Source organism: Desulforamulus reducens MI-1, from assembly GCF_000016165.1.
Taxonomy (GTDB): Bacteria; Bacillota; Desulfotomaculia; order Desulfotomaculales; family Desulfotomaculaceae; genus Desulfotomaculum; species Desulfotomaculum reducens.
The window spans coordinates 3014001-3039081 of the sequence record NC_009253.1; the positions used below are offsets into that span (position 1 = coordinate 3014001).

Genomic DNA, 25081 nt, shown 5'->3' on the forward strand with positions numbered 1-25081 from the left:
GTTTATTCATTACATAGTCCGAGAGGTGTGATTTTGCATGGCGTACCGTCAAACCAATAAAGTAATGGAAAAACTCCAATCCAAAAAAAAAGAAATCCTAACGGCCGCCCGGGAAGTTTTTGCGGAAAATAGCTATCAGAGAACATCTATCAAAGCAATTGCCCAAAAAGCAAAAATTGCCACGGGAACTTTCTACCTATATTTTAGAAATAAAGATGCCCTCATTAATATGATCGTGGAGGAAATGTTTTATGAACTCTTGGAGAGCATTAGAAATGAGCGAGCCAATTTCTCGGACGGTTTTGATAAACTACAGGCTTCCATGGAAACCTGTATTAAACTTTTCATTAAAGAAAAAAATATGGCAAAAATTCTTCTGGTCCAAGTGCCTGGAGTTAATAATGCCTTTAATGCGAAGCTTATTGATATTGAAAATGAATTAATTAAGCTTACCAAAGAAGATCTGGACGAATTGAAAAGTCAGGGCAGAATACCGAATGAGGATACCTTTGTCTCGGCCCTCGCCTTTGTGGGAAGTTTTCGGCAGGTGATTATCAACTGGTTGCGTGAAGGTAAACCAGAAGACTTAGAGGTGTCTGTTGCAACGCTCATGAAATATAACTTGAGGGGAATGGGAAAACGAGATGTCAGTTGATTATCTTTCCATAAAATCATTACATGTGGATTACCTACAAAAGGGCAAGATGATCACAGCGGTGGACTCTGTTGATCTATCCCTTCCCCAAAGCAAGACGGGCGTTATCATTGGTCCCTCCGGTTGCGGAAAAAGCACACTCTTTAATGTTCTGGCGGGATTAAATCACCGCTATTCCGGCCATGTGCTTATTAATGGCAAGGTTCCAGAAGGTGGTGGGGAAACAGCCCTCATCTTACAGGAATATGGGTTGCTTCCTTGGAAGACGGTCTGGGATAATGTGATTTTAGGGTTGCAACTAAGAAAAAAAACAACACAGGAAATTCAAAGCCAGGCAGCAACAGTATTGGACAAACTGGGTCTTTTATCGTTGGCCAAAAGGTTTCCAGCCCAACTAAGTGGCGGCCAAAGACAGCGTGTTGCCATTGCCCGTGCTCTGGTCCTGGAACCTAAACTATTGCTGATGGACGAACCCTTTTCTTCCCTGGATGCCCTTACCCGTGAAGAAATTCAGGATTTTCTTCTTCAAATCTGGCAGGAAACTAAGTTAACTATTTTACTCATAACGCACAATATTGAAGAGGCTGTCTTTTTGGGAAATAAGATCTTTGTGATGTCTCCAGGACCCGGTTCAATTATACAGGTCGTGGAAAATGAAATGGCCGGGGATTACGAACTGCGGGGTAAGGTCCCCTTTCTGGAAATGTGTAGTAGCCTGAGATCCCTATTGCACAGGAGGGAACAACATGCGGCAGACATATAAAAAAGCTGAACAAGCCATGTCCTTTTTATCCTCAGTGGCTATACTCCTGCTGCTATGGTGGTTACTATCGCTGACATTAAAAAGCCCAGCGGTGCCACTGCCGCTGGATGCTTTGCACAGCTTTTTAATTAGCCTCCGTGGGGAGCTTCTTTCTCACCTCGGTGTAAGCCTCTATCGGGTACTCTTGAGCCTGTTGTCAGCCACCCTGCTGGCAGTGCCACTGGGTATCTTCCTAGGCAAGAACCCAGAAGTTGATAGAAAAGCGGCCCCCCTGCTTTATTTAACCTATCCCATTCCCAAAGTGGTTTTTATGCCTATTTTCTTAATTATATTAGGTATTGGTGATAGTTCTAAAATTCTGTTAATTACACTAATCACTTTCTACCAAATTTTAGTTACCACCCGGGATGCCGCAAAAAATATGGCAAAGGAATATATTTTTTCTCTGAAATCCCTAGGTGCCAGCTCCTGGGACCTGTACCGCCACGTTTATCTACCGGGTTGCCTGCCAGCCATCCTAACCGCCCTGAGGCTAGGTTTGGGTACTGCCATGGCGGTACTCTTTCTGGCCGAAACCTACGCCACCCAGACAGGCATTGGCTTTTTTATTATGGATTCACTTAGCCGGATGAATTATGAAGAAATGTTTGCCGGTATTATTGCTATGGGGTTAATGGGTTTTTTCCTTTACATACTGCTGGATCAAGCAGAAAAGATCTTATGTTCGTGGATTCATATTTAGTTGGCTAAGCCAGTTTTCCAAAAAGGTAACCGACAGAAAAGAAAATACTAAAAATCAATGAAAAGCGGGCGGTTCCAGCAAGTGTAGCATTAAGGGGCCTCCCCTTTTTTGTCCGTATTTCCCCTATGAGCGGTAGGACAAAGGGTAGAGACAGCCAGGTGAAGAGAATCCAGGCAGAGACAATGCCCTGTAACCACATAATTAAAGGCACAGCGAAGGACACAGCCAATAAGAGAAAGTATTCCACCTGGGTAGCGGTTGGACCCAGCCGTACGGCTATAGTTCTTTTACCTGTTTTTTTATCCTGTGGTAAATCACGGTAATTATTGACCACCAGAATAGCTGTAATTAAAAGTCCCACCGGCAGAGACGCCCACCAGGCAGCAGCACTAACATTTCCTGCCTGAACATAATAAGTGCCACAGACTGCCACTGGCCCAAAGAAAATAAAGACGAATACTTCACCTAACCCGTGGTAACCCAAGGGAAAAGGCCCGCCAGTATATGCAATGGCCGAGATGATGGCAGCAATCCCCAGGGCAAGTATCACCCAACCACCCACCCAGGTGAGATAAAGTCCCAAGGCAAAGGCAAGGGCAAAAACAAGCCCCATGCCCACCATAACCTGGCGGGGTGTTAAAAGTCCGGCCTGGGTAACCCGTAGAGGGCCGGTTCTCTCTTTGGTATCCTTCCCTTTCTTAAAATCAAAAACATCGTTGGCTAAGTTAGAACCAATCTGCAAGAGCAGCGAAACCAATAGGGCTACCAGGGTTGGCAGCAAAGAAAAAGCATGATCGCCAATGGCTATTGCAGCCCCCACCAAAACAGGCCCCATTGCAGCGGGTAGAGTTTTAGGACGTATGGCCAGCATCCAAATTTTAAAACGGCTTAGATTTTCAGTTTCTTGTGACATCAATAAGTAATCTCCTTAGAAAATGGTTTATAGTACAATGATTCGTTTTTTTATGACTTTTTCCTCCTCCCAACGCAAATGCCTATTTTTGCTTATCCCCTCCCCAGGGCTATTGACTTTCCCTTAGGTACGTTTTAAGATAAATTTAATAAAATGAACGATTATTCATTTTATAAGCTGTCAATGTTTAAGGAGGTACCAAAAAAGTGGCCCTTTGGAAAAAAGTAAAAATGCTGTCATTATTATTGGTATTTGTGACGCTATTAGCAGGATGTGGCCAAGAAGAAAAAGCCCCTCAAAAGGGGGAGCAGCAGCAATTAAAAATTGGTGTTTTGCCCATCGAAGATATTATGCCAATGGTAGTGGCAGAGGAAAACGGTTATTTTGCCCAGGAAAATCTCCAGGTAGAACTTATTCGCTTCCAAAGTGCTATGGAGCAGGGCAATGCCATGCAATCCGGCCAGATGAATGGTATGGTTACCGACATGATTGTGGCAACTCTCATGAAGGATTCTGGCTTGGACATTAAGATGACATCCATCACCCTGGGTGCAACCCCCCAAGAAGGAAGGTTTGCCATTGTTGCGGCACCAGGGTCGAGCATTAATACCCTAGCGGACTTAAAAGGAAAAAGTCTGGGGATTTCTCACAATTCCATTATTGAGTACGTCACCGACGGCTTGCTGAAGGATGCAGGAATGGACCCCTCTGAAGTAAAGAAAACTTCTGTGCCTAAAATTCCCCTACGCATGGAAATGCTTTTTACCAAGCAAATTGATGCCATTACAGTGCCGGATCCGATGGTAACCTTTGCTGAGTTTAAAGGGGCTAAGGTGATTGCCCAAGATACAACACGAAACCTTTCCCAGGCTGTGGTGCTTTTTGATCAGAAAACACTGGACGAAAAGAAAGATGCCGTAGCTGGCTTTTACCGTGCCTATGCCAAAGCAGTAGAGGATTTGAACAACCACCCGGAGCAGTATAAACAATTAATGGTGAAAAACACAAATATCCCCGAACCCATTGCTAAGGACTACAACCTACAGCGATATCCCAAACCTCAGGTTCCTGCAGAAGAAGATGTGAACAATGTTCTCCAGTGGATGAACCAAAAAGAGTTATTGAAAAACGATTTGAAATATGCAGATCTAGTTAAAAAAATTTAACGTTACTACAAATAGGCTGATCCTAAAGGTACATAAAGTGCCTTTGGGATCAGCCTATTTTTATCGTATTTCGAGTTAAAAACAAAAACCCACAAACCCCCTAGTCACATTCATGAACAAATTCCCCTATCGAGAGACCATTAAGAGAGGACGTAATAAAGTTTCATCAGTTCTCTCTGGAAGCTAAAGATAGTTATTATGCTTAAAAAAAGAGATTGGATAATATCCTCATAAAATCCAGTTCTCAAATTATTCTATGGCAAGCAGGGAAAAGTTTTAAAATACCCTGCTTTTTGTTTAGTGTATAACATTTAGAGAATACGCAACAATATCATTTGCTAGAGCAGCATTTTATGCCTTTAATTAGTTCTATTTCCTCTATCCTTACATCAATACCGTTTATGTCTGTGGCAATAGCACCAGCACTTTCGTAATTATCTTGTTCTATAAATTTATCATGTACTTTTTGGTAATCCTCCCTTATTTTTTTAAAGTAGCGGTTGCTTTATCATGCATTGTTATCAATTCTTTCTCGGCGTTTGTCAAGAAAGTTGTCAGGCTTCCACCTGTTCAACAAAGAGACCTTTTGAACGGCAATATTCAGCCATTTCAATCTCGCTTAAAGATGCTGTTTCAACAACTATCAGAAATTTATCCTGTGTACTCCATCTTTCCGCTTCAGGCTCACCTTTCTAATACAATAAAAATTGGCAATTTTTCTGCCACCATAGAGGTGGAAAATAATTGCCGCACAAAAGTTTGGTCGGACGTTTGGTCTAACACTTAGGGAATATTTGGGCTATTTCGGGCCATCTTTTAATAAAATTTTGCTCCACTCCTGAAATACAAAAACCCTGCTAGCCTAGAATTATCAAGGGTTGCAGGGTTTTTTCTAATGCTTTATTTGGTGCGCCTGACAGGAATCGAAGAAACTCAGCTTAAGACACTTAAACCTTTGCTATTGCTAGTTATTTTTAGTTATTTAATATTTTTTTCCGACTGAATTTCCGAATGGCTTAGTGCATCGGTAACATTAATATCTCTGCGTATAGCATGTGAATAAATGGCAGCGGTTGTTGCGGGGGTACTGTGCCCCAGTAAACTTGACACAGTTGGCAATGAATAACCCGCATCAAGAAGAATTGAACCGGCCGTATGTCGCAGATCGTGAATCCTTATCATGGGTAACTCTGCTTTTTTTAGAGCTGTTTTAATTGTTCTATCAATGGCCTTATGAGTTATCGGCCTTCCATTGACATGAAAAACTAGCTCGTCTTCAATCCTAATACTTGTTACTTTCCTTTTAGCTTGTTTTTTTCTGTGCGTCTTTAATAATTCTACGGTTTCCTTATCAATGGTAACAGTTCGCCGGCTGCTATCATTCTTTGGTTTATCAAGAACCTTGCGTGTTTTGGAATCAGCAGAACGTAGGATTTTCATTGTCCCTTTATCAAAGTTGAGATCCTTCCACATTAACCCTAGACACTCGCCAAGCCTCATGCCAGTGACAGCTAATATGCGTAATACTAAATAATATTTATATTCCTTTGCTGCATTTAAAAATTTTATTAGCTCATCCGATGAGAGAACTTTCTTCTCCTTCTTAGGGTTCCTGGGTAATCTCAAGCCTACTGTAGGGTCCTTTTCAAGCAATTCCCACACTACTGCCTGGCGAAGGGCTGTTCTGAATGTGGTGGTAATTTTGCGCACACTGGTTTCGGAAATGTCCTTTAATTCGTTTAGACGTTCCTGGACTAAGAGTACCTTTAACTCGCCTAACTCAATATCTCCTAGCGTTTCCTTTAAACGTTTTAAATGCCAAGAATAAGTTTTAAAAGTACGTTCTTCAATGCTAGGCTGAATTCTTTTGAGCCAATAGTCTAGGTAATCACTAACTAGCATCTGCGAACCAGGTTGCAAACTTTTTCTCAGTTTAGTTTCAAATATCTTGGCGAATTGCTCTGCTTCTCTCTTCTTACCGTGAAAAACTTTACTTTTAGTAACTTTTTTCCCCTGGTTGTCTTTGCCAAGATAAACTGTTATATTATAGACACCAGTTTTTAAGAGTTTAATTTGAGCCAATTAACATGCCTCCCTTTATCAGGGTAAGGCGAAGGCGGGTATAGCTTCGACGGCGGCCCGCCTTTTTCCTTCCTTATCCCGGAATACCCCTAAGTATATTTTGTTTATTTAGGTACTTCTGCACTTCAGCAGCCGTTATCCTAATGCCTCTTTCTCCAAGTTTAGAAGCCCTAATCTCTCCAGAATAAACCATTTCATAAACTGTGCTTTTACGTTTCCGTAGCATCTTAGCAACTTCTGGAACAGTATAGGTGGTACATTGAGCATTCATCATGTTTTAACCTCCTCGTCGTTTTGGGTAAAAATAAAACCCCTGCAGCATTTGCTAAAGGGGAAATGTTGATATCTGATTAAATTTATGTATAATAAAAGTATAAGTGGGAATACTTATAACTAACTAAACGGCGCTGTTGCCTCAACTGCCGAGGTTTTCATCTGGAACCCTTAAACTGTTACCAGCAGTTTAAGGGTTTTTAATTACTAACTTCGTTTAGTCAATTGAACAACGAGGGTTAACAGGAGTATTACCGCTATTACGATTTGTATTGCATCACTTATGGTAATCATCCCGCCTCACCCCCTTTCTTGGATGTTTCCATCCCCGGCAGGTGAGGCCCGTTTGTTAATTATGTATTCCCGAATTTATCTTACCACACTTTTCTACACATTCACTAGGCTATTCTTCTCTGTTTATCCTAAATCTTTTCCTTTCTTCCCAAGTGAGATCCATTGGATGCTTGCCAACGTAGTTGCAATAATTAAACATGGCTTCCGTATCAAAATAGGGCTTCCAGGTGCGTTTAAACGTCTCTCCGTTTATACTGGCTAGCTTGGCTATTATATAACGCAAGTCAATTTGAAGCTCGTCTACTTTCTGATCAAGGGAAGCCTGATTATTTTTGATTTCTGCTAGCTGTTGGTTCATAGCTTTTAGTTGTTCTAGTATTCCAGGGCTTTGTTCCAAAGGGGTTCGCCTCCTTTTTATAAGGCATACCAAAAGTATACCTGTATACCAATGTATACATCAGTAAAATCAAGCACTGAAAGTATACCTTCTAATTATACCTAATGCCTATGGCTTTTAGGGCAGCCTGAGTATTTTCATGATCTAAGCTATAGAAAACCTCTTGGACTGTCAAGGGGAATCCCTGGCTATTGAATAACGTAGCAGCTAGCTTTACCAATGCACGTTCGCCACTGCTCCATAGTTTTGAGTCTTTTAGTAACTGGTCAAAATCAATGCCCTCATGATCTACATATTTAAATACATTTTGCTTTTCAGTGGCCGCCAGGGCAAAGCATGCGGAACAGTATTCCTTATCTTTTGTCGCCCAGGTGCCTATTTTAGATAGCAACTTATTGAAAAGATTTTGATGCTGTTCATTTTTAAATTTCATTTGATACAACTCCCCACGATAAAATCATCTATGGCCATGGGGCAGATCCGGAACTGGAAATTTTCCAGCTCCGGGATCTTTCATTTACTCTGTTTTACTTCACTTCTTTTAAGCCTAGATATTTTATGAAAAAATCTTTATAGACATATAAACAATTATTGTCTCTTCTAATAAAAGCTTCGTAACCGTTGTAATTTTCTTCATATTGCTCAATTTTCGCTGTAGTTGATGAAATTAATTCAACTACAGTTACACCTGGAGTCACTATAACCGCATTAACTTCATTTCCTTGACCGTCTTTTATTATCGCTTCACCTGTTCCCTTAATAATGTAAGCCCTGTCGCCATGCCAATTCACGGTATATCCAAACTCTTCACAAATTTTCCGTAAGGGATAAAATACTGCCTCGTCTTTACAATCACCAGTTTTATCATCAATTACTACTTTTACAGTAAAATCATCTACAACATATGTTTTCTTGTCATTCGCAAAAGCATTTCCCATTGTTAATGTCAATGATAATATCACAAAACAGAATATCGAAATAATTTTTTTCAAATTTCATTCCCCCTATAAAGTTATTTGAGCCTCAGGCTCCATTGGTTTCAAAAAGATCATTGTTTTTGAAGTATCTTCCCCATTGTAATTCCGCCAGGTTGCTTTTGCGTGAAGGTTAATAGGGTAGTCCTGGCCAGGGAAACCAGTGGTAGCTGGAAAGGTGAAGGTGACGGTTTTACTAAATTTTTTGCCCCTTGGAACTGTAATCCCGGTTGATTTTTGATAATTAACTGGGACTTTTGTATCGACTACCACATCACCCCAGGTTCCTTCTGATAAATGGTAATCTATGTTCACTGCCTTTCCATTTACCTTTAGGCTTATCGTCGCGGTAGGGTCATCATCTTTAGATGGTGGTGGTGGCGGAGGTGGGAAACGTCCTTCTACTTTGACTGTAAAAGTCCACTTTTTAAATGGTTGAACCCTCGATGGGGCCATTATTGTTACTTTAAGGTTTCCATCATTATCGATGATTGGGGCCAGCTTCTTGATTGTACATTTTGCTATATTGTCTGCGTAAGTTATTTCGTCAGCTGGCTTTTCCCGATCCGGGTTAATATAGAATTCTACTGTAGCATCTGAATCTGGCATTTTAAAGTTAACCGCTTTATCAGCCATTGAAATAACGTCAAAATTATCTATATCATATACTACCTTCCCGTTGATCTTAGCCACCAGGCGGGTTACTTGCATATCTGCCATTTCGTTGAATATCCTAGCTCCTACGCTAACAGGTTCACCGGGGTGTGCGCTTTCTGGTTTACTAATGATCTCAACCCGAAGGTTTTGCATAGTTACCAGGGCTTCATCGCGGTTGTTTGGCCAGTATTTATCTTGATCAGTGTCCACCGGGTTAATGCGGGCTAGGATTTTTGATGGTTTATCCTGAACGGTAAAGGTATATCGGTAGGTTTTGCTTTCCCCAGGCTGGAAGGTGACATATCCGTTGGCATCCAGTGCATCGGCAGAGTTAATTGGTTCAAATGTAACTGCATACTCCTGCCCTCCTAGAACGTGGTGTAAACGTAACCAAGCCCTCTCTTGCTGTGGGTAGTCTTTGTTAAGGGTGTAGGTCACTGTTGATGTAACTTTGTCACCAGGTTTAACGTTTTTAAACCGTTCTAATTCTAGTTGAACAGAGAAATCCGGCGGTCCTACGGGCGCTAGAGGTATCCCATACCACTCCACCACTACCGGTACTGTCCAGAGGACAGCCGAGGAGTTGGGTGCCCAGGTTGCGTTGGCGTAGTATCGGGCTAAATCAGGCTCTTTGGCCACACGCACCGCATTGTTAATAGGTCCAAGCAAAACATTAGCTGTAACTTCCACGTCCCCCTGGTCATTTTTCATGGTAAAAGATGGCGTGATACTTCCGGATATATATCTAAGATACATTGGGTCAAATTCTTTAAAGTCCATAGGCCTCCAAAGGCTAGTTTTACTACCTTCGGAGGTATTTTTATCAAACATCTCCTCTGTTATCTGGTCCGCTGTTTTTACCTCCACCCGTGTGATCTTGCCTTTCGCTTTCACGTTGCAGGGAATTTGCCCAATTAACATAGAACGAGTGTCTCCAGGTTTTACACGGTTAACCTGTCCTGGAAATTCTTCAGCCACCCAGTGGCCGGAACCGTCTTGATACATAGCGTAGTAACCGCTGATAATGAGCCGGTGAAACAACTGCTCTTCCGGCTCCGCTAAGGCTGGGGTAATTGATGTAAAGAAAAAAGCTATCATCATCATGATAGCCCAAATGGGTATTTTCTTTTTCATTTTTATTTCCCTCCTTCATACAGGGGGTTTTCTACTTCAATAAAGTCCCAACCATAGACAACAATGTATTTAACTTTCTTAATATCTGCAGGTTTTAAGTTTCCTAACTCTACCTCCAGTTCATCACTAACACTATAAGTACACCAACCTTCCTTAGGAGAGCCGGTCATTCTGCGTCTTACAGTATTATCTTCATCGACCAAAAGAACCTCTAACCCGATAGGTCTGTTAACTTCCTGCTTAACTTTAATGTTTTCAGGAGTTACGCTCATGTCTAAGACTTTGTAACTGTCTCCAAGTTTATAAACATTACTGCTTTTCAAATTTGCTAATGTAACCTTAACACCATTTCCCCTTAATTTTTCTTCTTTAGCCCAAGGGAAATTGGCTGCTGGTTGACCAACCTTACCAACGTCCACCACTCCTTCTTGATCAGGGGTTTCTACTGGGTTTTTCGGGGTTGTGGGTTTCCCGATATATTCTGCAATAGCAGAAACATCCGGCATATCTCCGGTGTAGCATACTACCATGCCGTTGACAAAACCAACCTGATAGCCCAAGGCTTCAGCGACAAAGCGAGCTGGCAAGTAAGTACGCCCTGCTTTCAGCTCCGGGGCCACGTCAATGACTTTGCTTGTATCGTTAGTTATAATCTTCTTCTGCCCTACGAACATTTTAGCTACAACTTTTTCCGCATTTAGTGCCACCATATTATTTTCAAAGCCTATCTTTTCATTCGGAACACCCAAGGCGTTGGCTAAATAACGAACTGGTACAAAAGTTCGATTCTGTGCAATATATGGGGCTGCATCCATCTTGATCCCGGGGGTCTTTCCATCTATGATTGTGATCTACTACAAAGACTACGCTCTTTGTCAGCTTATTTTGTTCGTAAACATCAATTTGTTCCTTTTGCTCTGCCATTGCACCGGTGGCCATGGCCATAGTGAACAATCCTATCACAATTGCCAGTAAAATTTTTTTATGCAACACTAGTGTTTTTTTCATAAAAATTTGCCTCCCTTCGGTTTCAAGTGCCGGTTTCCCGGCTAACCACCCTCCTTATCCCGGTTACTCAAATACTAGCACTCCGGTTCAGTCTATCTGCATAGCCCTGCGGGAGCAGGGTATGGAAAACACTTAACTAACTGATTACAATCTGCTATAATATATTAGCATCGAAGCACTGAGATAGCTTCGTGAGTAGACACGCTGATTGCTCGTGGTGGGGCTGGCGTGTCTCTAATTTTTGCTTAGCTATATAAAATATCAAAATTGCCTTTTCTAGTTTATTTTTACTCTCTAGTAACTTTTCAATAAGCGAGAATACATTATGATCTAAAACATCATTTGGTAGCCCTGCTATCTTCAAAATTTCATTTGGAGTTAGTTTATCTGATGTTTCCCATATCTCGTAAAGAAATTCCAATAAATTCAGGTAAAAATCAACAATATTTAGGATATTCTCCGGGTCTTTACTACTTATAATCTGCTCTGCATACCGATCTATTTTCACTTTTTCACCTTCCTCCTTTCCTTTTTGATTTTCGAAGATTGAAAATTTGCTTAAATTTTATTCCTGTTTTTTCTTCAACGTAATATAGACCTTCCATACCAGCATTTTGGTATATTTCTTTCAGAATTATCTTTTGTCTTATTTTGCTCAAATCATTGAAACCAAGGAGATAACGATTGATTTGTTTAGTACTTAACACTATTTCCCACCCCCTTTCTACAACCCAAAATTTGTTTTTAAGTTGCACAAAAAGAATGGAAATTCATCAACCCGCTGGATAACGACCTTGTCCGCTTAGTGTACTGCACTAAGTTTCATTCAGCAAACCGTTCTCAACCACCACTTTCGTCGCAGTATGCTGTTTTTCTCAGCTACAGCGGGGCCAGCGAAGCTGGCTTATGCCTTATTCAGTTTTAGATATTATTCATGGCATCCCCCCCAGTATGGTATAATATTGAACATGATGCAGTTCTAAGCTAACATGTCTTTTTCAAATCCGTTTCAGATATTTCTAAAAGCTGGGTTATTGGCATTTTAAAGAGTTTTTCAAAGCGATGGATTAACTTCCAAGAGGGATTACGCTCTCCCGATTCAATATACTGATATGCGCGGATTGTTATATCCAACTTATCCGCAGCTTGTTGTCTCGTAAGGCCCAATTCCTTTCGTTTTGCTTTTAGATTCATTCTCACAAAAATTTATCACCTCTTTACAGGGAATAAAATGTTCCTTGTTGGTTATAATGCAGGGTGCGTTTTGTTCCTTGTCGATGTTTTTTTAAGGAGTTTTGTTATGTCTACGATTGGAGAACGTTTACGTCAATTACGAAAAGAAAAAAATATAAATCGTGAAGATGTAGCTAATTTACTAGGGGTAACTGTGCGTTCTGTTACCAATTATGAATCTGGCCAACGAAATTTAGATCCAGATCAATTAATTGCTCTGGCTGATTACTATGATGTTTCCATGGATTACCTCACTGGTCGTTCAGATAATCCCAAACCACCACAAACAACAACTATTGATGATGAGTGGCCGGAGGTTGCTAATGTACTTCGTCGGAATGGAAAAAAACTTACCACCGAGGATAAAAAAAGGATTGCTACAATCATTAAAGCAGCCGTTGAAGATATTGATGAGTAATAGCCTCACTCCTTTCTGTTGCGAACATAATATTCGCATTTACCCTATTATATCACGAACATTTTGTTCGGTCAATTACTTTTAAGGAGTGTTTTTAGTGCCTACACTTGGTCAAAGAATTAAAGAACTACGTGAAAAATTTTCACTTACTCAAAAAGACTTAGCTTTAGTTATCGGATTTACTTCTGCAAGATCAATTCAATATATTGAGGCGGATAAACGGGGGTTAGACCATAATGCACTAATTACCCTTGCCGACTACTTTAATGTTTCTCTGGACTATCTCTTGGGCCGTTCAGATGACCCTACACCATCACAAACACAATCTACTGAAAGTGCTAAAAAACTATACGATGTAATTGCCAGGGCAAAAGACCTTCCCGAACAGAATATCGAGGAATTAACAGACACCCTAGATGCTTTAATAGGAGTACATTTAAAAAAGTTAAAAAGTAAGGGTAAGAAGCAATAATGTCAGGCCAGCTCAATGCTGGCTTTTTTATTTCTATCTTCGCCAAAGAGTTTGGTTATACTAATTTACAGGCAATGTTTCCTTGCTTCATAATTGAAGCATATAATATTTTTTCTGTAAAATCAACAAAATTTTTCTAATTCTAATAGAGGATTTAACTAATCTTTTTTGGAATACACTTCATATTTGAAGCATTTAAAAGGAAGGTTGAAAAATAAATGTTTTCAGTCGGAATGGCTATTGCCTTACACAGAAAAAAATTAGATATTACTGCTGCTAACGCTGCCAAAAAGTTAGGAATTTCTCGTGGATTTCTTTCAATTCTTGAGTTAGGTTTAAGACTCCCCCCCAACAATATAGAATTTATTAAAGCCGTTGCCGATCTTGTACACGTTTCGGAATCTGAGGTCTTATCCTCCGTTTTATGTGAACATTTTTTCGCTTCTACTAAGAATCTTTCATGGTTTCCTGTTTTAATTTCTAAAGCTATTGCCCAAGGTTTTAGAAGGTATTATCTCTTCGATGATTACAATAACGTCAATGAAGATGATGACTTTAATTCCATAAGACACTGCATTCTGAAGCCTGCTGATCAATTTCGGTCCTCTATGATTTCACACATCATAGAAAAATTTTTAATTCCTGTGGGTGGCGATTTTATAAAAGATGAATATTTTATCGACATAGATGGTAAAAAAATGCAAGTACTAGGATACTTCACCAATGTCAAACCACATTTATATAAGAGCGATAATTTATTCCCACTTCGTGAATCAATAGTTTTTATGGATTCATTTGGAATACATGAAAGAGGGTTTAGATTTTCATTTCACACGCCGTTTACAAAACCTGCTGGAGGGAAGTCTTTTAGGGAAGTTTCAGTCAGTATATCCCCTTTTGATAAAAACCCCATACATTTTCTAGAGTTACCCCTAATGACTTCAACAACCAAATTTAAAGATTAGCTTGATTTAAAAAATTGTTAAAATCCTCCTTTTTTATTTTATAAAGACCGCCAATTCTATAATGCTTTAAAATACCGGCCTTCATCCAGTTATATATTGTTGGCCTTGAAACACCCAATAGTCTAGACACTTCTGTAGGGGTTATAAAATCTATTTTATTAAATTCTTTTAAATCTGTTTTTTGCATATTAAAAACACTTCCTCCCTAAAATTTAAAGCCACTCTCACAGCGGGTTTTATCACCAAACCCACTTTCTTATCAACCCTCAACAATTTGTCTTACCGGATAGCTTTGGTATCTAGGATATATATTAAAGAAACCTCAGCCCGGTTATGTCCCAGGGTTTCTGCAACCTTCTGTAAAGCAGCTTCCCTGGTAAAACCATTCTGTAATTTCTCAGCATATAACTCCCTGGCAAAAGCATGGCGCAAACCATGAAAGGTTAATGCTCCTTTCTCACCTGGGGCCAAATTATGACCAGTGGCCAATCGCTCCTGTGATTGAACCTCCTTCCGATTTAGATAAATAAAATCCTCTACACCCTTCTTAAATTCGTGTATTCTACGGCCAACTGGACAAAATACATACTCACCCCTAGGCACCTTCATTATCGACCGTCCTAGCGTGTCTTGGGCCGTCTGGGATAAAGTTATATTCCTTGGCCGACCCCCTTTTGTATTAGTTAGTTTAAGAATTCCCGTCCGCAGTGCATCTTCTACCTCATGTCGCCTTAAACTGGCAGCTTCATCAAGGCGCATCCCCGTAGCCCTAGATGCTTCAATTATCTGAGCAACCTTTTCTTCACCGACCGCCCTGGCAAGGTTAACCATTGCCTTTACTTCCTGATCCGTCCAGGCCCGGTCTGCTCTTCCATCTGGAGTTGAACCCAAACCGTACAGTTTGTTTGCCTTAGTTCCATCCATTAACTCATATCGGGTCTGGGGAATCTGCCGGTGTAAATACCGAATACCAGACAACTCATTCTTGACATATTTATCAGCTTTACCAAGGTTTTTTAAGTGTTTTGCATAGGCGTCAAGATGTTTGTCCTGGATATTCTGGAGTTTCTTTAGACCAAATTCAGGGCCAATAAATTTTATGAACCGCTCACCCACTTCAGCATACCGCCACCTGGTTTGAATACTGCCCTGGTTTGCACCTCTCATGATCTTTCCAAACTGTACCCCAAGATTATCAATTACACCAACTCCCGTCGATGTCCATTTATATTTCATTGCCATTGTTACCACCTCCAGAAAATATAAAAAGACAATAAGAATCAAAACCTTTAGGCTCTGTCTCTGCAGCATCTCTTTTTATAGAAACGCTACAATCCAGATAATCTAAGGTTTGCCTATTGCCTTCAACTACCGTCTCTGCCGCAAGTTCCGCCTTTTAAAAAATTGCTCCCCGCAATTTTTAAAAAAGCTCCACCGGCAGAGACGGTAGACACGCTACCGCGCTATCTATATAAATTTCAAAGAACTTTCGTTAAACACCAAATTACCACTTGCTTCATCCAAAGTGCAGCTCCCGCTGCCGTGGCTAGGTACATGCTCCTGGCGGAGTTGCCTCGCTACCGCTCGGCGTACCGTTGTACCGATAAGGCCCGATACTGCCCAAGTTTACTAAAATCCGCCCCGCTTCCAATTCGCTATTTTTCATAGCTTCCGGCTGTCAGCGACAACCTCCAAAGCGTCTTTCACTTCCAATGCGGCCCAAAAGCCTCCCGTGCAGGTACTAAACTCAACCTGACCATCCAGCGAATAAAAACGGTCAACCAAAGTTACACTACGCTGATGCCATACAGCCTGACATCCAGGCAAGCGCCCACTCGCAACACTATAGCGGTTGCACACGCAAGGTTATGCACGCTCGACGCTGTGACGCTAACCCATTTGCTCTTTACGTCTACTGAGCCCAGTAGTCTGTTACGCTCTTCGCTTGTAACAGTAATTTAACAGTATGCCTCGCCAGGTTCATACCGGCAGAACTCGCTCGACGCTTGAGTCTGCTTGTACAAGATTACACTCGCTCTTCGCTTGAGATTTTTCTTGTACACCTCTACCATCAGTGATTCCGCTCGTCGCTGGAATATGATCCGGTGCTTCCAACCGTGTCTACTCTTGGGCATAGAGTCAGCAGGTAGAGTTTAATTTTTAAATAAATAAGTTGTATGGAGGCATTATACATTTCATTCACAAAAAATTCAATTACTTTTCTGCTTATTTTTTAACCGGTTTACCACTGCAGCTAAGGTAGCACATCTTTTATCCTTCTCTTTGAGTTGACTAACGAGCTGATTTAATTGTTGTTGGTACTGGCTCTCCTGTTGGATTATATTCTGTTTATGGTCATAATCCCTTTTTCTGATCATTTCATTCAGCTCATTTAGCTTTTGTCTGTAACCGTTAACCATGCGGTAATATTCTTTGCCTGTCATCTCAACAATGATAGTTCCAGTCCGTCCCTTAGAATCTTTAAGATTTGCTACTGCCTCCTCCCAATTGTCATAGGTACCCCCACTTAAAAACCCCAAACCAGTAACTTTAAACTTAATAATTCTCACCACCTTAGTTAGCTGTACATAGTCCGCATTAAGGCTTGTTTCCTTTGGTTTGCTTGGTTGGCTCTGTCATTACTCATTAAGGGATGTTTGGATCTAACTCTTTTATTGGGCTGCCATCCTTCTTCCAACGCCTTTGTTAGTACGGCTTCAAACTTGATATCTTTGTTTTCTGCGTATTGAATAACCGCCAATACGGTGTTTAAGAAATGTTCCAGACCACCTTTGTGCCAGTGCTTTAATGCTAATTTTTTAATAAATTTTTGGTTAACCTCGACACCAAAGTTCATGGCAATATATTTATAAATATCTTCAAGTTCTGAATCCAAAGGAATTTCTTTCTGCTCTGATTGAACAGCAGCTTTCTGTTTTTGCTCCTGGTGTTTCCTTTGGGGTAGGTTTCGCCAAAGGGATTGGGAGTACAATTCTTCTGGTAAATCAAAAACTGGAGCATCCTCCAGTTCTTCGTTAGTAATTTCTTCTTTGTCTAAATCAACAACAACATTTTCTTGTTCAGAAGTTTTCACTAACCTCTCACTTTCCGAATCCGTTGTTGTTATTTTTATATTGGGTTTATGTTTAATATTAGGTATATGTTTGTGTGCACCTGGTGCAGTACCCCCTAGTGAACTGGGTTCAGTACACCATACTGCATCAGGTTCACTACCCCCTACTGCACCTACTGCAGTACCCCCTATTCCTTCAGATGCAGTATCCTGTTTATTAATTTGTTGCTGCTTGCGAATAGGTTTATTAATAACTGTTTCGCTCAACCACTCGGAATCGATGGTTATACCTAAGAATTTGAGTAAATGTGCAGAGTTTTTGGTAAGCAGAACCGTGTCAAAATCTTTAACCTCTTTCTTACATTCAAGTGACTTCACTACTGCATTTTTAATAAATGCGATATGCTTTGGATCAGGGTTGCTTATATTGAACGGGTCTTCCGGTCTAAAAAGAACTTTGATACCGGTATCCTGTACACCTTGATTATCCATTTTTACTGTACTAAACCGCAGCATCAAACCATCCTGTTCAAACATGTCAAAAGCTTCATAGACAGCTCTTGTACTACAAGCAGCCATTTCAGCAATGGTTTTAACCGAAGGGAATATTTTCTCAGGGCCAAAACTTGATACAGCAACGTAAATCATCCGTTGGGTAGTCCTATATCTTTTTGGGTCTTGCAGATAAATAGAACGTGGGTAAAGTCCGTTATTAACCCAATACTTTTTCAGAGTATCCTTCACAACAGTTTGAATTTTATCGTTGATTTGATTTTGCAGTTCTTTGTCCCAGGCAACGAAGAAATCAGACATAAATAAAACCTCCCGTTAATGTCAGATTTAAAAGAAATCCCACCAGCACAACCTGGTGGGTTCGTAAATCATTCTAAATTTTTTCCGACTCACGGGAGATTTTCGGAATTTTAAGGGTAAATTCTGAATGCCTTCGCCTTACCCATAAAAAACTAAAAACCCGCAAGCCCTTGTGTTTTAAGGCTTTGCGAGTTTCTTGATGTGTCAGATATGGTGCGCCTGACAGGAATCGAACCTGTGCACCCGGCTCCGGAGGCCGGCGCTCTATCCCCTGAGCTACAGGCGCATAATTTCTCGTGCTTATTTATTATAACAATATTTTAAAATTTTTCAAGTGCTAGATTCATTAATAAACACCAACAACTGTTAAAGGATAGCATACTCCTTGAAATGGGTCAATAGATTTGAAAATTTTAAATAGCTTACCGCAGGGAGCTCCAAAAACTATAACCCTGCTTGTTTTATTACATCTCGTAAAATCTGTGCAGAATTTTTTAAAGCCACTTCCTCTTCCCTCTCTAGGGTAATGGGCAGCACCTGTTCCCGACCAGCACCGTTAACAATTGTAGGTAAACTTAAACAACAATCCTGAATACCATAAAGATCATTTACTATCCCAGAAACGGTTAGGATCGAATTTTCATCCCGTAATACAGTTTCGCAGATTCTTTTTATGGTAAAGGCTATGGCATAATAGGTGGCTCCCTTAAGTTGAATAATCTCATAGGCTGCATTACGAACCCGTTTAACAACTTTTTCCCTACTGATGGGTGGTATACCTCTTAACTGAAAAAACTCTTTCAGAGGAATACCTGACACATCCGCCGTACTCCAAATAGCCACTTCTGAATCACCGTGTTCCCCAAGGATATAGGCGTGAACGTTACGGGGATCCACATTACAGTATTCCGCCAATTCTGCGCGAAATCTTGAGGTATCCAACACCGTCCCCGAACCAAAGACCTGATTAGAAGGCAGACCAGATATTTTTAAAGCTACATGGGTTAAAACATCCACTGGGTTGGCCACGATTAAATAAATGGCATAGGGGCAGTATTTTAAAAGCTGAGGCAAGCTTTCTTTTAAAATATTTACGTTCTTATACACCAAATCCAACCGTGTTTCTCCAGGTTTTTGATTGGCTCCAGCTGTAAAAACAATGATATCTGAATCCTTACAATCCTCAAAGGAACCAGCATAAACATCAAGGGGTTTGACAAAGGCTGCAGCATCCCCTAAATCCATGGCTTCCCCCTCTGCCTTGGCTTTATTGATATCGATCAAAACCAAGTCACTGGCAAGGCCACTGGCCATTATGGCAAAGGCTGCGGATGCCCCCACAAGGCCAGTACCCACAATTGATATTTTAGCCCCTTTTCTTAATTTCACCCTATATCACCCCTGTTAAAAATTCTTTATTATACGTATAAAATTAGTATCTCCAGTAATTTAATTCCTATGTTCAAAGTAATTTCCAAATATTGTGGATAGACGTAAACCTGGAAAACATGTACAATATTTCATAACTTATTAAAACAGGCCGAATCTCCGGAAATTCCGGAGTACGGGGGACAAAAATTAATGGGGTGAATCCGTAACTTTTTCGGAGGTGCAAAAAAGTACGGTAGGGTGCCCTCAACCCGAACCCGTCAGCTAACCTCGAAGGCCAGAGGAGGGTAAAAAGTACATATGAAACTCTCTGTCCGCTTTAAACGGGCTTTTGCTGTTATGTGTCTTTTCTCTATGTTATTTCCATCAACTGCATTAGCCTACCAGTATACGGTGGTATTGGGTGATTCCCTTTATAGCATTAGTCAAAAAACAGGGATTAGTATTGCCAAAATTAAGACTACTAACGGCCTTACAGGGGATCTACTTCATCCCGGCCATGTTCTTACTATACCGGATACCAAAGATGCAAAAACGATCCCTAACTCCCAAGCTAATTCTACCGGAACAAGTTATACAGTAAAATCCGGTGATACCCTTTATGTAATTTCAAAGAAATTTGGTATCAGTTTAAATGTTTTAATGAAAGCCAATGAACTAAGTAGTTCTATGATTTATCCTGGACAAAGGCTAACCATTCCTGCAGCCAATATAAGGAGTACTGCACCAATGGTTGCTCAAGTCAGCCGTAGTGCTGAACGCCCGATAATTTCCTATACCGACCAAGACCTAGACCTGCTGGCCCGTCTGGTAACTGCTGAGGCGGGGGGCGAGCCCCTGGAGGCCCAGGTAGGGGTAGCAGCAGTGGTCCTTAACAGGGTACAGAGTTCTAAGTTCCCAAATAGTATTTATGATGTAATCTATGCTCCCAACCAGTTTTCCCCTGTGCGAAACGGGTGGATTAATAAACCTGCCACAACAACTGCCATTAAAGCTGCTGAAACCGCATTACAAGGCAGTGATCCTACAAACGGTGCCCTATATTTCTTTGACAATACAGCTAGTAATTCTTTCCTGCGGTCCTTGCCAGTTACAGCAAACCATGGGAGAATGATTTACGCCATGGCTAAATAGTCATTGAGTACACAAAACACGTACTGGGTATACCAGTGCGTGTTATTTCTTTGTTAAATGTATATTCTTGTATACTTCCTCATCTTCCAAAGTTAACACCAGTGTAATCTGTACTGGCAGGTGGTCTGAGGCCAGTGTTGTATATGTACTGGCTGATAGTATTTTCCATTCAGGAGATACGAAAATATAATCAATTTGCTCCTGGGGTTTGTGAGAAGGGAAGGTTTTTATTGACCCCTGGATACCAACAGCATCCTTTAAAATAGTCGTTAGTAAGCGGTGTTCCTTGGATGTTGGCCCATCATTGAAATCGCCCACCAAGATACAGGGATAACAACACTTCTTTATAATATTAAGAATCTCCTTTACCTGAGCCGCTCTCTCCTCCTGATTTAAACCAAGGTGTGTGCAAAAAAAGGAGACCTTACTGTGCTTTAATTGAAGTACCGCTTCTAGTAACCCTCTTTGCTCTCCTTTACTGGGCAGCATATACTGCCTGTACAGGAGCACCGGCCAGTAAGAAAGTATGGCATTTCCGTACTGGGCTACCCCCCAGTCCAAATTGGGGCCATAGACCCAGTGCATATTTAGCAGTTGCCCCAGTGTTTTTGCCTGATGAATAAAATGACTGCGGGGCATGTGTTTATCTACTTCTTGCAAACCAATAAGCTGAGCTTTTGTATGGGCAAGGGATGCAGCAATCCGCTGTATATGAATGGTTCCATCCATTCCCTGGGCATGCCGGATATTATAACTAACCACTTTTATCTGGGACAAACCTTTTCACCTCCCATTAACTGAGGAAATGGCCGTTCGTAATGTCTTTTCGATTTAAATTTATTAGTTCACATAGAAAAGTCATTAATCCTCGTACATTTAAATCCGGAGGTATATTGGCTGCTTTATTGGCCAGCTGTTTAAGTCCCTTGTCTAACCCCTTGACCAAAAAACCTTCCTGGGCTGCCACTGGACTGATCAAATTCGTATCCACGTCAATTAATCCCCGGTCAGGCAGCAGTAGTAAGTTTTTATAATGGGTAAACTGCGCTAGCTGCTTCCAGGATTTTGTGGGAAAGCCAACAACCGTCATGTTGCCATCATCCCAGCATATATCCATTGTAATTAGGCATTTTTCTAAGGCCTTGTTTATGACCAGATTCCACTCTAACCGATATCCTACTTCCTCTCCCATTGCACGGCGCTCAGCATAACCTGCCATTTCCTCTTTAATGGCAGGTACTACTAGAAAAACAGTGTACGCCAATGTACCTATAATTTCAGGATAAATAATTGCTCCACCCATAGCGCTCCCCCATAATAACGGGCTTAACTCTTAATAGTATGGTTACGATATGCTATGCGTGCAAACTCCTACATGCTACTTTTGTTGGTTATTCCCTCGACTTTGACGGTTAAAGGATTGAGCCCAGATATTGTAATCATTTAATTGCTCCATAATTTTTACAGTTATTTCTTTCTCTGTGGACAGAAGGCGAGCTGCAAAGCCCAGTCCGGATACAAAGCCAGCCGTCATACCCCTCTGGAATTCTGGCCCATGATGATGTTGTTCCTCCGTTGCTTCGCTATGGGCGGCACTGTTTTTCAATTCTGTTAACTTTCGTTGAAGCACAACCAACAAATAATCTTCTCTTTCCTTGGCAGACATCTTTAGTAGTTCGTTTTGTGTTACGATGATCCTCATCCCCTTTGATCCCACTGTCATTATTTACCATTATAACAGACCTCTCAACATTTTACACCTCTTCCCTGTGGTGAGGAGTAGTTCTATAATACCATCAGGAGGTGGTATTATGAACCAGGGTTGGTGTAGGGTGGAAGAAATTATTGATCTTACAGGGGATTCTGCAAAGAGTTGCTTTTCTCAAGCAATGCATGGTGATATTCGAATTAAGGGAAAGTTCATGCGTGATAACACAGGAAAACTTCGTCCAGTTCTGGTAAAAACCAGTTACCACCCCTCCATTGAAGATGAGCCCTTATTCCAGATGCCAAAGGTACAAGAACCAATGGTAATACCAACTGCCCTGTCTGCTCCTTTAACATTGCCCTCTAAGCCAGTCCAAAAAAATAATGGGCTTACCTTTCTGGTAAACCTTATCCGAAAATGGCTATTCCTTCGGTAATTTCTTTCTTGCAGAAGGGATGTCTTTTTCCCAATATGACAAAAAAAAGTTTGGGATAATCCCAAACCTAGCGGTTATGCATTTTTCATTTTTCGGAGGGCATCACTGTTTTGTCATATGCCCTATCTCCTTAATTATTTGTGAATATAATAACTATTTATACAAAAGATTGCAATACAAAAGTTTTATACCCCTTTAACCTGCCTTAAAGCAGCGTACATTTTATAGCAACATCCCATTTTTATTTTCTTTTGGCCTTCGTCGATCCTAGTCAGTTCAACCTTACCGTTCACGATTTTAATTTTTCCAATTATCTTTGCCATACTGCCACCCCCATTGAGTTTTGCTTGGGAAAATTATAACAATCCCCACCCCTGGGTGCAATGCTTTCAATTCTAAGTTCCAATTGCAAAATACTTCTGTTAATTCGGAATCGGAATTATTTGAATTATGATTTTTTTTATTTTTTTGTACTACTTTATCCTCTTTTCTAATAAACATTAACAAATTGGACAAGGGGGTCCCATCATGAAAATTGATAAAGAAATTCTATTTTGCATGATTAAAGGTTTCTCCTGGCATAAACTTAAGGACACTGTCTTGGTTAAAAAGGTCGATCATAATTCTCTGGCGGCACAAATTGAGCAGGCTAAAAGAGCCTGGTTTATTGCCCAAAATCAAATGGAATGGGCTGATCGCGACATGCTTGAAGCGGCCATTCTTCACACCACGGCCTGTGAAAGGAGATATATGGCCCTTTTGCAAAAGGCAAGAAATAATCACTACATAACCTGGCAAGAAAAAGAATTAGCCCCGGTGGTAATAAGCAATTCTTAACTACTACCACCGAGGCCTTCTCTTTATACTTAATTATCTCCCATTAAATAACGATCACATGCACGGGCGGCACCGCGTCCTTCATTGATTGCCCAGATAACAAGACTCTGACCCCGACGCATATCCCCTGCAGCAAATACACCCTTAACATTAGTGGTAAACATGCCATATTCAGCCTTAGCATTGCTGCGTTCATCTCTATCCACGCCCAATTGATCTAGTATGCTATCGTCGGGCCCAACAAAACCCATGGCCAAGAGTACCAATTGAGCAGGCCAGATCTTCTGAGAACCGGCAATTTCCTTCGGAACCAGACGCCCCTCTTCATTTACCCATTCAACTTGAACTGTATGAACTTCCTTTACCTGGCCCTGAGCATCACCAACAATTTTCTTGGTTAGCACACAGTATCGTCGTGGGTCCTCACCATATAGGGCCGCGGCTTCTTGTTGGCCATAATCCACTTTGAGAACTCTCGGATACTCCGGCCAGGGGTTATTGGTTGTACGCTCCTTAGGTAGTTGTGGCATCAGTTCCAGTTGGACAACACTTTTACAACCATGACGTAGGGCCGTTGCCACACAATCTGTACCAGTATCACCGCCACCTATGACAAGGACATCTTTTCCCTGGGCGGAAATAAAATTACCATCTTTATGCTGGGAATCCAGTAGGCTCTTGGTATTGATACTAAGGAATTCCACTGCAAAGTGAACACCCTGCAAGTTTCTACCTTCTACGGGCAAATCCCGTGGTTTTGTGGCCCCCCCACAAAGAACCACTGCATCAAAATTTTTCAGCAGTTCATCCGTAGGGTAGTCCTTCCCTACCTCGGTTTTGGTGATAAACTTAATACCCTCTGCAGCCAGGAGTTCCACACGTCTTTGGACAGCCTTTTTATCCAGTTTCATATTGGGTATACCATACATTAGTAATCCCCCAATACGGTCGGCGCGTTCAAAAACCGTCACCCAATGGCCAGACTTATTCAATTCCGCTGCACAGGCCAAACCGGCTGGTCCTGATCCAATCACAGCAACCCTTTTACCGGTACGGGTAGCAGGGGGTTGTGGCAAGACCCATCCTTCTGCAAAGGCCCTGTCAATAATGGCACACTCAATGCTTTTAACCGTAACTGGTGAGCCAATAAGTCCTGCGGTACAAGCTCCCTCACACAGGGCAGGGCAAACCCTGCCGGTGAATTCGGGAAAGTTATTCGTTTTAATTAGGCGAAGGTAAGCTTCCTTCCACAGACCCCGATATACCAAATCATTCCATTCCGGTGGTACATTATGATTTGGGCACCCGGAAGCCATCCCTTTGATCATCAATCCACTATGGCAAAAGGGTGTGCCGCATGCCATACAGCGTGCTGCTTGTTTTTTAAGACCCTCTTCTGGTAGCTTTTGATAAAACTCCTGCCAATCGTTTATTCGCTCCCGGGGGTCACGATTTGCAGCCATCTCCCTACCATATTCCATAAATCCAGTAGGTTTACCCATTCCGTAATCCTCCCAACAAGTATTGCCCGGTTCATTGCTATAC

General features: G+C 41.2%; 32 protein-coding genes, 1 tRNA gene and 1 riboswitch. Of the genes, 10 read left to right on the forward strand and 23 right to left on the reverse strand.

What is annotated here, in order from left to right:
* Positions 1–37 precede the first annotated feature (37 nt).
* Genes DRED_RS14805 through DRED_RS14815 form a run of 3 tightly spaced genes read left to right on the forward strand, consistent with a single transcriptional unit; the run spans position 38 to position 2160 of the window.
* Positions 38–655 carry a TetR/AcrR family transcriptional regulator gene (locus tag DRED_RS14805; RefSeq protein WP_011879077.1) on the forward strand — a complete coding sequence of 206 codons (618 nt, stop codon included), beginning with the start codon at positions 38–40 and terminating at the stop codon, positions 653–655.
* Complete coding sequence (locus DRED_RS14810; protein WP_011879078.1) at positions 645–1418, forward strand: ABC transporter ATP-binding protein; 774 nt, start codon at positions 645–647, stop codon at positions 1416–1418. The genes DRED_RS14805 and DRED_RS14810 overlap by 11 nt, the downstream gene beginning before the upstream one ends.
* The gene (locus DRED_RS14815; RefSeq protein ID WP_011879079.1) at positions 1402–2160 is read left to right on the forward strand and encodes an ABC transporter permease; all 759 of its coding nucleotides are present in this window, start codon (positions 1402–1404) and stop codon (positions 2158–2160) included. The genes DRED_RS14810 and DRED_RS14815 overlap by 17 nt, the downstream gene beginning before the upstream one ends.
* A 4-nt stretch (positions 2161–2164) precedes the next feature.
* Here DRED_RS14815 and DRED_RS14820 read toward each other — a convergent pair whose 3' ends face one another.
* Complete coding sequence (locus DRED_RS14820; RefSeq protein WP_011879080.1) at positions 2165–3073, reverse strand: 1,4-dihydroxy-2-naphthoate polyprenyltransferase; 909 nt, start codon at positions 3071–3073, stop codon at positions 2165–2167.
* Between the two features lie 206 nt (positions 3074–3279).
* On the opposite strand from DRED_RS14820, the gene DRED_RS14825 reads away from it, so the two are divergent.
* A complete protein-coding gene (locus tag DRED_RS14825; protein ID WP_011879081.1) occupies positions 3280–4239 on the forward strand; it encodes an ABC transporter substrate-binding protein in 960 nt (319 codons plus the stop codon).
* A gap of 978 nt (positions 4240–5217) precedes the next feature.
* Here the strand turns inward: DRED_RS14825 and DRED_RS14830 are convergent.
* The 11 genes from DRED_RS14830 to DRED_RS14875 form a co-directional block, all read right to left on the reverse strand.
* Positions 5218–6321 carry a tyrosine-type recombinase/integrase gene (locus tag DRED_RS14830; protein ID WP_011879082.1) on the reverse strand — a complete coding sequence of 368 codons (1104 nt, stop codon included), beginning with the start codon at positions 6319–6321 and terminating at the stop codon, positions 5218–5220.
* Positions 6322–6394: 73 nt separating this feature from the next.
* A complete protein-coding gene (locus tag DRED_RS14835) occupies positions 6395–6595 on the reverse strand; it encodes a helix-turn-helix domain-containing protein (protein ID WP_238442538.1) in 201 nt (66 codons plus the stop codon).
* A gap of 402 nt (positions 6596–6997) precedes the next feature.
* Complete coding sequence (locus DRED_RS14840) at positions 6998–7285, reverse strand: hypothetical protein (protein ID WP_041274660.1); 288 nt, start codon at positions 7283–7285, stop codon at positions 6998–7000.
* 91 nt (positions 7286–7376) lie between these two features.
* Entirely contained in the window at positions 7377–7718 is a 342-nt protein-coding gene (locus DRED_RS14845) for a hypothetical protein (protein WP_041274661.1), read from the reverse strand.
* 94 nt (positions 7719–7812) lie between these two features.
* A complete protein-coding gene (locus DRED_RS14850; protein WP_011879085.1) occupies positions 7813–8277 on the reverse strand; it encodes a hypothetical protein in 465 nt (154 codons plus the stop codon).
* Positions 8278–8289: 12 nt separating this feature from the next.
* Positions 8290–10050, reverse strand: a complete 1761-nt coding sequence (locus tag DRED_RS17990; RefSeq protein WP_011879086.1) for a hypothetical protein — start codon at positions 10048–10050, stop codon at positions 8290–8292.
* 2 nt (positions 10051–10052) lie between these two features.
* A complete protein-coding gene (locus tag DRED_RS17995) occupies positions 10053–10865 on the reverse strand; it encodes a copper amine oxidase N-terminal domain-containing protein (RefSeq protein ID WP_011879087.1) in 813 nt (270 codons plus the stop codon).
* Positions 10783–11058: a hypothetical protein gene (locus DRED_RS19105; protein WP_049755910.1), complete on the reverse strand. Its 276-nt coding sequence runs from the start codon at positions 11056–11058 to the stop codon at positions 10783–10785. The genes DRED_RS17995 and DRED_RS19105 overlap by 83 nt, the downstream gene beginning before the upstream one ends.
* A 154-nt stretch (positions 11059–11212) precedes the next feature.
* Positions 11213–11566 carry a hypothetical protein gene (locus DRED_RS14865; protein ID WP_011879088.1) on the reverse strand — a complete coding sequence of 118 codons (354 nt, stop codon included), beginning with the start codon at positions 11564–11566 and terminating at the stop codon, positions 11213–11215.
* 4 nt (positions 11567–11570) lie between these two features.
* Complete coding sequence (locus DRED_RS14870; RefSeq protein WP_011879089.1) at positions 11571–11813, reverse strand: hypothetical protein; 243 nt, start codon at positions 11811–11813, stop codon at positions 11571–11573.
* Between the two features lie 229 nt (positions 11814–12042).
* Complete coding sequence (locus tag DRED_RS14875; protein WP_041274991.1) at positions 12043–12252, reverse strand: helix-turn-helix domain-containing protein; 210 nt, start codon at positions 12250–12252, stop codon at positions 12043–12045.
* Positions 12253–12358: 106 nt separating this feature from the next.
* Here DRED_RS14875 and DRED_RS18400 point away from each other — a divergent pair, with 106 nt between their 5' ends.
* The 3 genes from DRED_RS18400 to DRED_RS14890 all read left to right on the forward strand — a co-directional run bounded on the left by DRED_RS18400 (position 12359) and on the right by DRED_RS14890 (position 14146).
* Positions 12359–12709: a helix-turn-helix domain-containing protein gene (locus tag DRED_RS18400; RefSeq protein ID WP_041274663.1), complete on the forward strand. Its 351-nt coding sequence runs from the start codon at positions 12359–12361 to the stop codon at positions 12707–12709.
* A gap of 97 nt (positions 12710–12806) precedes the next feature.
* Positions 12807–13181: a helix-turn-helix domain-containing protein gene (locus tag DRED_RS14885; RefSeq protein WP_011879091.1), complete on the forward strand. Its 375-nt coding sequence runs from the start codon at positions 12807–12809 to the stop codon at positions 13179–13181.
* 233 nt (positions 13182–13414) lie between these two features.
* Positions 13415–14146 (forward strand): helix-turn-helix domain-containing protein, encoded by a 732-nt coding sequence (locus DRED_RS14890; RefSeq protein WP_156779679.1) that lies wholly within the window; start codon positions 13415–13417, stop codon positions 14144–14146.
* Here the strand turns inward: DRED_RS14890 and DRED_RS14895 are convergent.
* From DRED_RS14895 to DRED_RS14920, 6 genes are all read right to left on the reverse strand, one after another.
* Positions 14136–14333 carry a helix-turn-helix domain-containing protein gene (locus DRED_RS14895; RefSeq protein WP_041274664.1) on the reverse strand — a complete coding sequence of 66 codons (198 nt, stop codon included), beginning with the start codon at positions 14331–14333 and terminating at the stop codon, positions 14136–14138. The two genes, DRED_RS14890 and DRED_RS14895, sit on opposite strands and share 11 nt — an antisense overlap.
* Positions 14334–14425: 92 nt before the next feature.
* Positions 14426–15388 (reverse strand): tyrosine-type recombinase/integrase, encoded by a 963-nt coding sequence (locus DRED_RS14900; protein ID WP_011879093.1) that lies wholly within the window; start codon positions 15386–15388, stop codon positions 14426–14428.
* A gap of 968 nt (positions 15389–16356) precedes the next feature.
* Entirely contained in the window at positions 16357–16686 is a 330-nt protein-coding gene (locus tag DRED_RS14905; protein WP_041274665.1) for a hypothetical protein, read from the reverse strand.
* 38 nt (positions 16687–16724) lie between these two features.
* The gene (locus DRED_RS14910) at positions 16725–18032 is read right to left on the reverse strand and encodes a hypothetical protein (protein ID WP_011879095.1); all 1308 of its coding nucleotides are present in this window, start codon (positions 18030–18032) and stop codon (positions 16725–16727) included.
* A gap of 211 nt (positions 18033–18243) precedes the next feature.
* Positions 18244–18318 (reverse strand) — tRNA-Arg (locus DRED_RS14915).
* 158 nt (positions 18319–18476) lie between these two features.
* Positions 18477–19421 carry an L-lactate dehydrogenase gene (locus tag DRED_RS14920; RefSeq protein WP_011879096.1) on the reverse strand — a complete coding sequence of 315 codons (945 nt, stop codon included), beginning with the start codon at positions 19419–19421 and terminating at the stop codon, positions 18477–18479.
* Positions 19422–19560: 139 nt separating this feature from the next.
* Positions 19561–19714, forward strand: a riboswitch (cyclic di-AMP (ydaO/yuaA leader).
* A gap of 7 nt (positions 19715–19721) precedes the next feature.
* On the opposite strand from DRED_RS14920, the gene DRED_RS14925 reads away from it, so the two are divergent.
* Positions 19722–20555, forward strand: a complete 834-nt coding sequence (locus DRED_RS14925; protein ID WP_011879097.1) for a cell wall hydrolase — start codon at positions 19722–19724, stop codon at positions 20553–20555.
* A 42-nt stretch (positions 20556–20597) separates the two neighbouring features.
* Here the strand turns inward: DRED_RS14925 and DRED_RS14930 are convergent, their stop codons facing one another.
* The 3 genes from DRED_RS14930 to DRED_RS14940 form a co-directional block, all read right to left on the reverse strand.
* The gene (locus DRED_RS14930; RefSeq protein ID WP_011879098.1) at positions 20598–21332 is read right to left on the reverse strand and encodes an endonuclease/exonuclease/phosphatase family protein; all 735 of its coding nucleotides are present in this window, start codon (positions 21330–21332) and stop codon (positions 20598–20600) included.
* Between the two features lie 16 nt (positions 21333–21348).
* On the reverse strand, positions 21349–21858 hold the full coding sequence (locus DRED_RS14935; RefSeq protein ID WP_011879099.1) for a hypothetical protein: 510 nt from the start codon (positions 21856–21858) through the stop codon (positions 21349–21351).
* A gap of 75 nt (positions 21859–21933) precedes the next feature.
* Positions 21934–22278 carry a hypothetical protein gene (locus DRED_RS14940; protein WP_238442539.1) on the reverse strand — a complete coding sequence of 115 codons (345 nt, stop codon included), beginning with the start codon at positions 22276–22278 and terminating at the stop codon, positions 21934–21936.
* Positions 22279–22366: 88 nt separating this feature from the next.
* Between DRED_RS14940 and DRED_RS14945 the strand changes: the two genes are divergently transcribed.
* A complete protein-coding gene (locus DRED_RS14945; RefSeq protein ID WP_011879101.1) occupies positions 22367–22699 on the forward strand; it encodes a hypothetical protein in 333 nt (110 codons plus the stop codon).
* Positions 22700–22884: 185 nt separating this feature from the next.
* Here the strand turns inward: DRED_RS14945 and DRED_RS19110 are convergent, their stop codons facing one another.
* On the reverse strand, positions 22885–23022 hold the full coding sequence (locus tag DRED_RS19110; RefSeq protein ID WP_198006904.1) for a hypothetical protein: 138 nt from the start codon (positions 23020–23022) through the stop codon (positions 22885–22887).
* A gap of 205 nt (positions 23023–23227) precedes the next feature.
* Between DRED_RS19110 and DRED_RS14955 the strand changes: the two genes are divergently transcribed.
* Complete coding sequence (locus DRED_RS14955; RefSeq protein ID WP_011879102.1) at positions 23228–23536, forward strand: DUF2508 family protein; 309 nt, start codon at positions 23228–23230, stop codon at positions 23534–23536.
* Positions 23537–23565: 29 nt separating this feature from the next.
* Here the strand turns inward: DRED_RS14955 and DRED_RS14960 are convergent, their stop codons facing one another.
* Entirely contained in the window at positions 23566–25038 is a 1473-nt protein-coding gene (locus DRED_RS14960) for a glutamate synthase subunit beta (protein WP_011879103.1), read from the reverse strand.
* Between the last annotated feature and the right edge of the window lie 43 nt (positions 25039–25081).

What these genes read in the sequence shown, in the direction of transcription:
- DRED_RS14820 (WP_011879080.1), bottom strand. Translation starts at nt 3,073, where the DNA reads ATGTCACAAGAAACTGAAAATCTAAGCCGTTTTAAAATTTGGATGCTG.
- DRED_RS14935 (WP_011879099.1), bottom strand. Translation starts at nt 21,858, where the DNA reads ATGGGTGGAGCAATTATTTATCCTGAAATTATAGGTACATTGGCGTAC.
- DRED_RS14845 (WP_041274661.1), bottom strand. Translation starts at nt 7,718, where the DNA reads ATGAAATTTAAAAATGAACAGCATCAAAATCTTTTCAATAAGTTGCTA.
- DRED_RS14910 (WP_011879095.1), bottom strand. Translation starts at nt 18,032, where the DNA reads ATGTCTGATTTCTTCGTTGCCTGGGACAAAGAACTGCAAAATCAAATC.
- DRED_RS19105 (WP_049755910.1), bottom strand. Translation starts at nt 11,058, where the DNA reads ATGAAAAAAACACTAGTGTTGCATAAAAAAATTTTACTGGCAATTGTG.
- DRED_RS14955 (WP_011879102.1), top strand. Translation starts at nt 23,228, where the DNA reads ATGAAAATTGATAAAGAAATTCTATTTTGCATGATTAAAGGTTTCTCC.
- DRED_RS17995 (WP_011879087.1), bottom strand. Translation starts at nt 10,865, where the DNA reads ATGGATGCAGCCCCATATATTGCACAGAATCGAACTTTTGTACCAGTT.
- DRED_RS14805 (WP_011879077.1), top strand. Translation starts at nt 38, where the DNA reads ATGGCGTACCGTCAAACCAATAAAGTAATGGAAAAACTCCAATCCAAA.
- DRED_RS14945 (WP_011879101.1), top strand. Translation starts at nt 22,367, where the DNA reads ATGAACCAGGGTTGGTGTAGGGTGGAAGAAATTATTGATCTTACAGGG.
- DRED_RS14960 (WP_011879103.1), bottom strand. Translation starts at nt 25,038, where the DNA reads ATGGGTAAACCTACTGGATTTATGGAATATGGTAGGGAGATGGCTGCA.
- DRED_RS14810 (WP_011879078.1), top strand. Translation starts at nt 645, where the DNA reads ATGTCAGTTGATTATCTTTCCATAAAATCATTACATGTGGATTACCTA.
- DRED_RS17990 (WP_011879086.1), bottom strand. Translation starts at nt 10,050, where the DNA reads ATGAAAAAGAAAATACCCATTTGGGCTATCATGATGATGATAGCTTTT.
- DRED_RS14835 (WP_238442538.1), bottom strand. Translation starts at nt 6,595, where the DNA reads ATGATGAATGCTCAATGTACCACCTATACTGTTCCAGAAGTTGCTAAG.
- DRED_RS18400 (WP_041274663.1), top strand. Translation starts at nt 12,359, where the DNA reads ATGTCTACGATTGGAGAACGTTTACGTCAATTACGAAAAGAAAAAAAT.
- DRED_RS14890 (WP_156779679.1), top strand. Translation starts at nt 13,415, where the DNA reads ATGGCTATTGCCTTACACAGAAAAAAATTAGATATTACTGCTGCTAAC.
- DRED_RS14925 (WP_011879097.1), top strand. Translation starts at nt 19,722, where the DNA reads ATGAAACTCTCTGTCCGCTTTAAACGGGCTTTTGCTGTTATGTGTCTT.
- DRED_RS14900 (WP_011879093.1), bottom strand. Translation starts at nt 15,388, where the DNA reads ATGGCAATGAAATATAAATGGACATCGACGGGAGTTGGTGTAATTGAT.
- DRED_RS14875 (WP_041274991.1), bottom strand. Translation starts at nt 12,252, where the DNA reads ATGAATCTAAAAGCAAAACGAAAGGAATTGGGCCTTACGAGACAACAA.
- DRED_RS14940 (WP_238442539.1), bottom strand. Translation starts at nt 22,278, where the DNA reads ATGACAGTGGGATCAAAGGGGATGAGGATCATCGTAACACAAAACGAA.
- DRED_RS14815 (WP_011879079.1), top strand. Translation starts at nt 1,402, where the DNA reads ATGCGGCAGACATATAAAAAAGCTGAACAAGCCATGTCCTTTTTATCC.
- DRED_RS19110 (WP_198006904.1), bottom strand. Translation starts at nt 23,022, where the DNA reads ATGGCAAAGATAATTGGAAAAATTAAAATCGTGAACGGTAAGGTTGAA.
- DRED_RS14895 (WP_041274664.1), bottom strand. Translation starts at nt 14,333, where the DNA reads ATGCAAAAAACAGATTTAAAAGAATTTAATAAAATAGATTTTATAACC.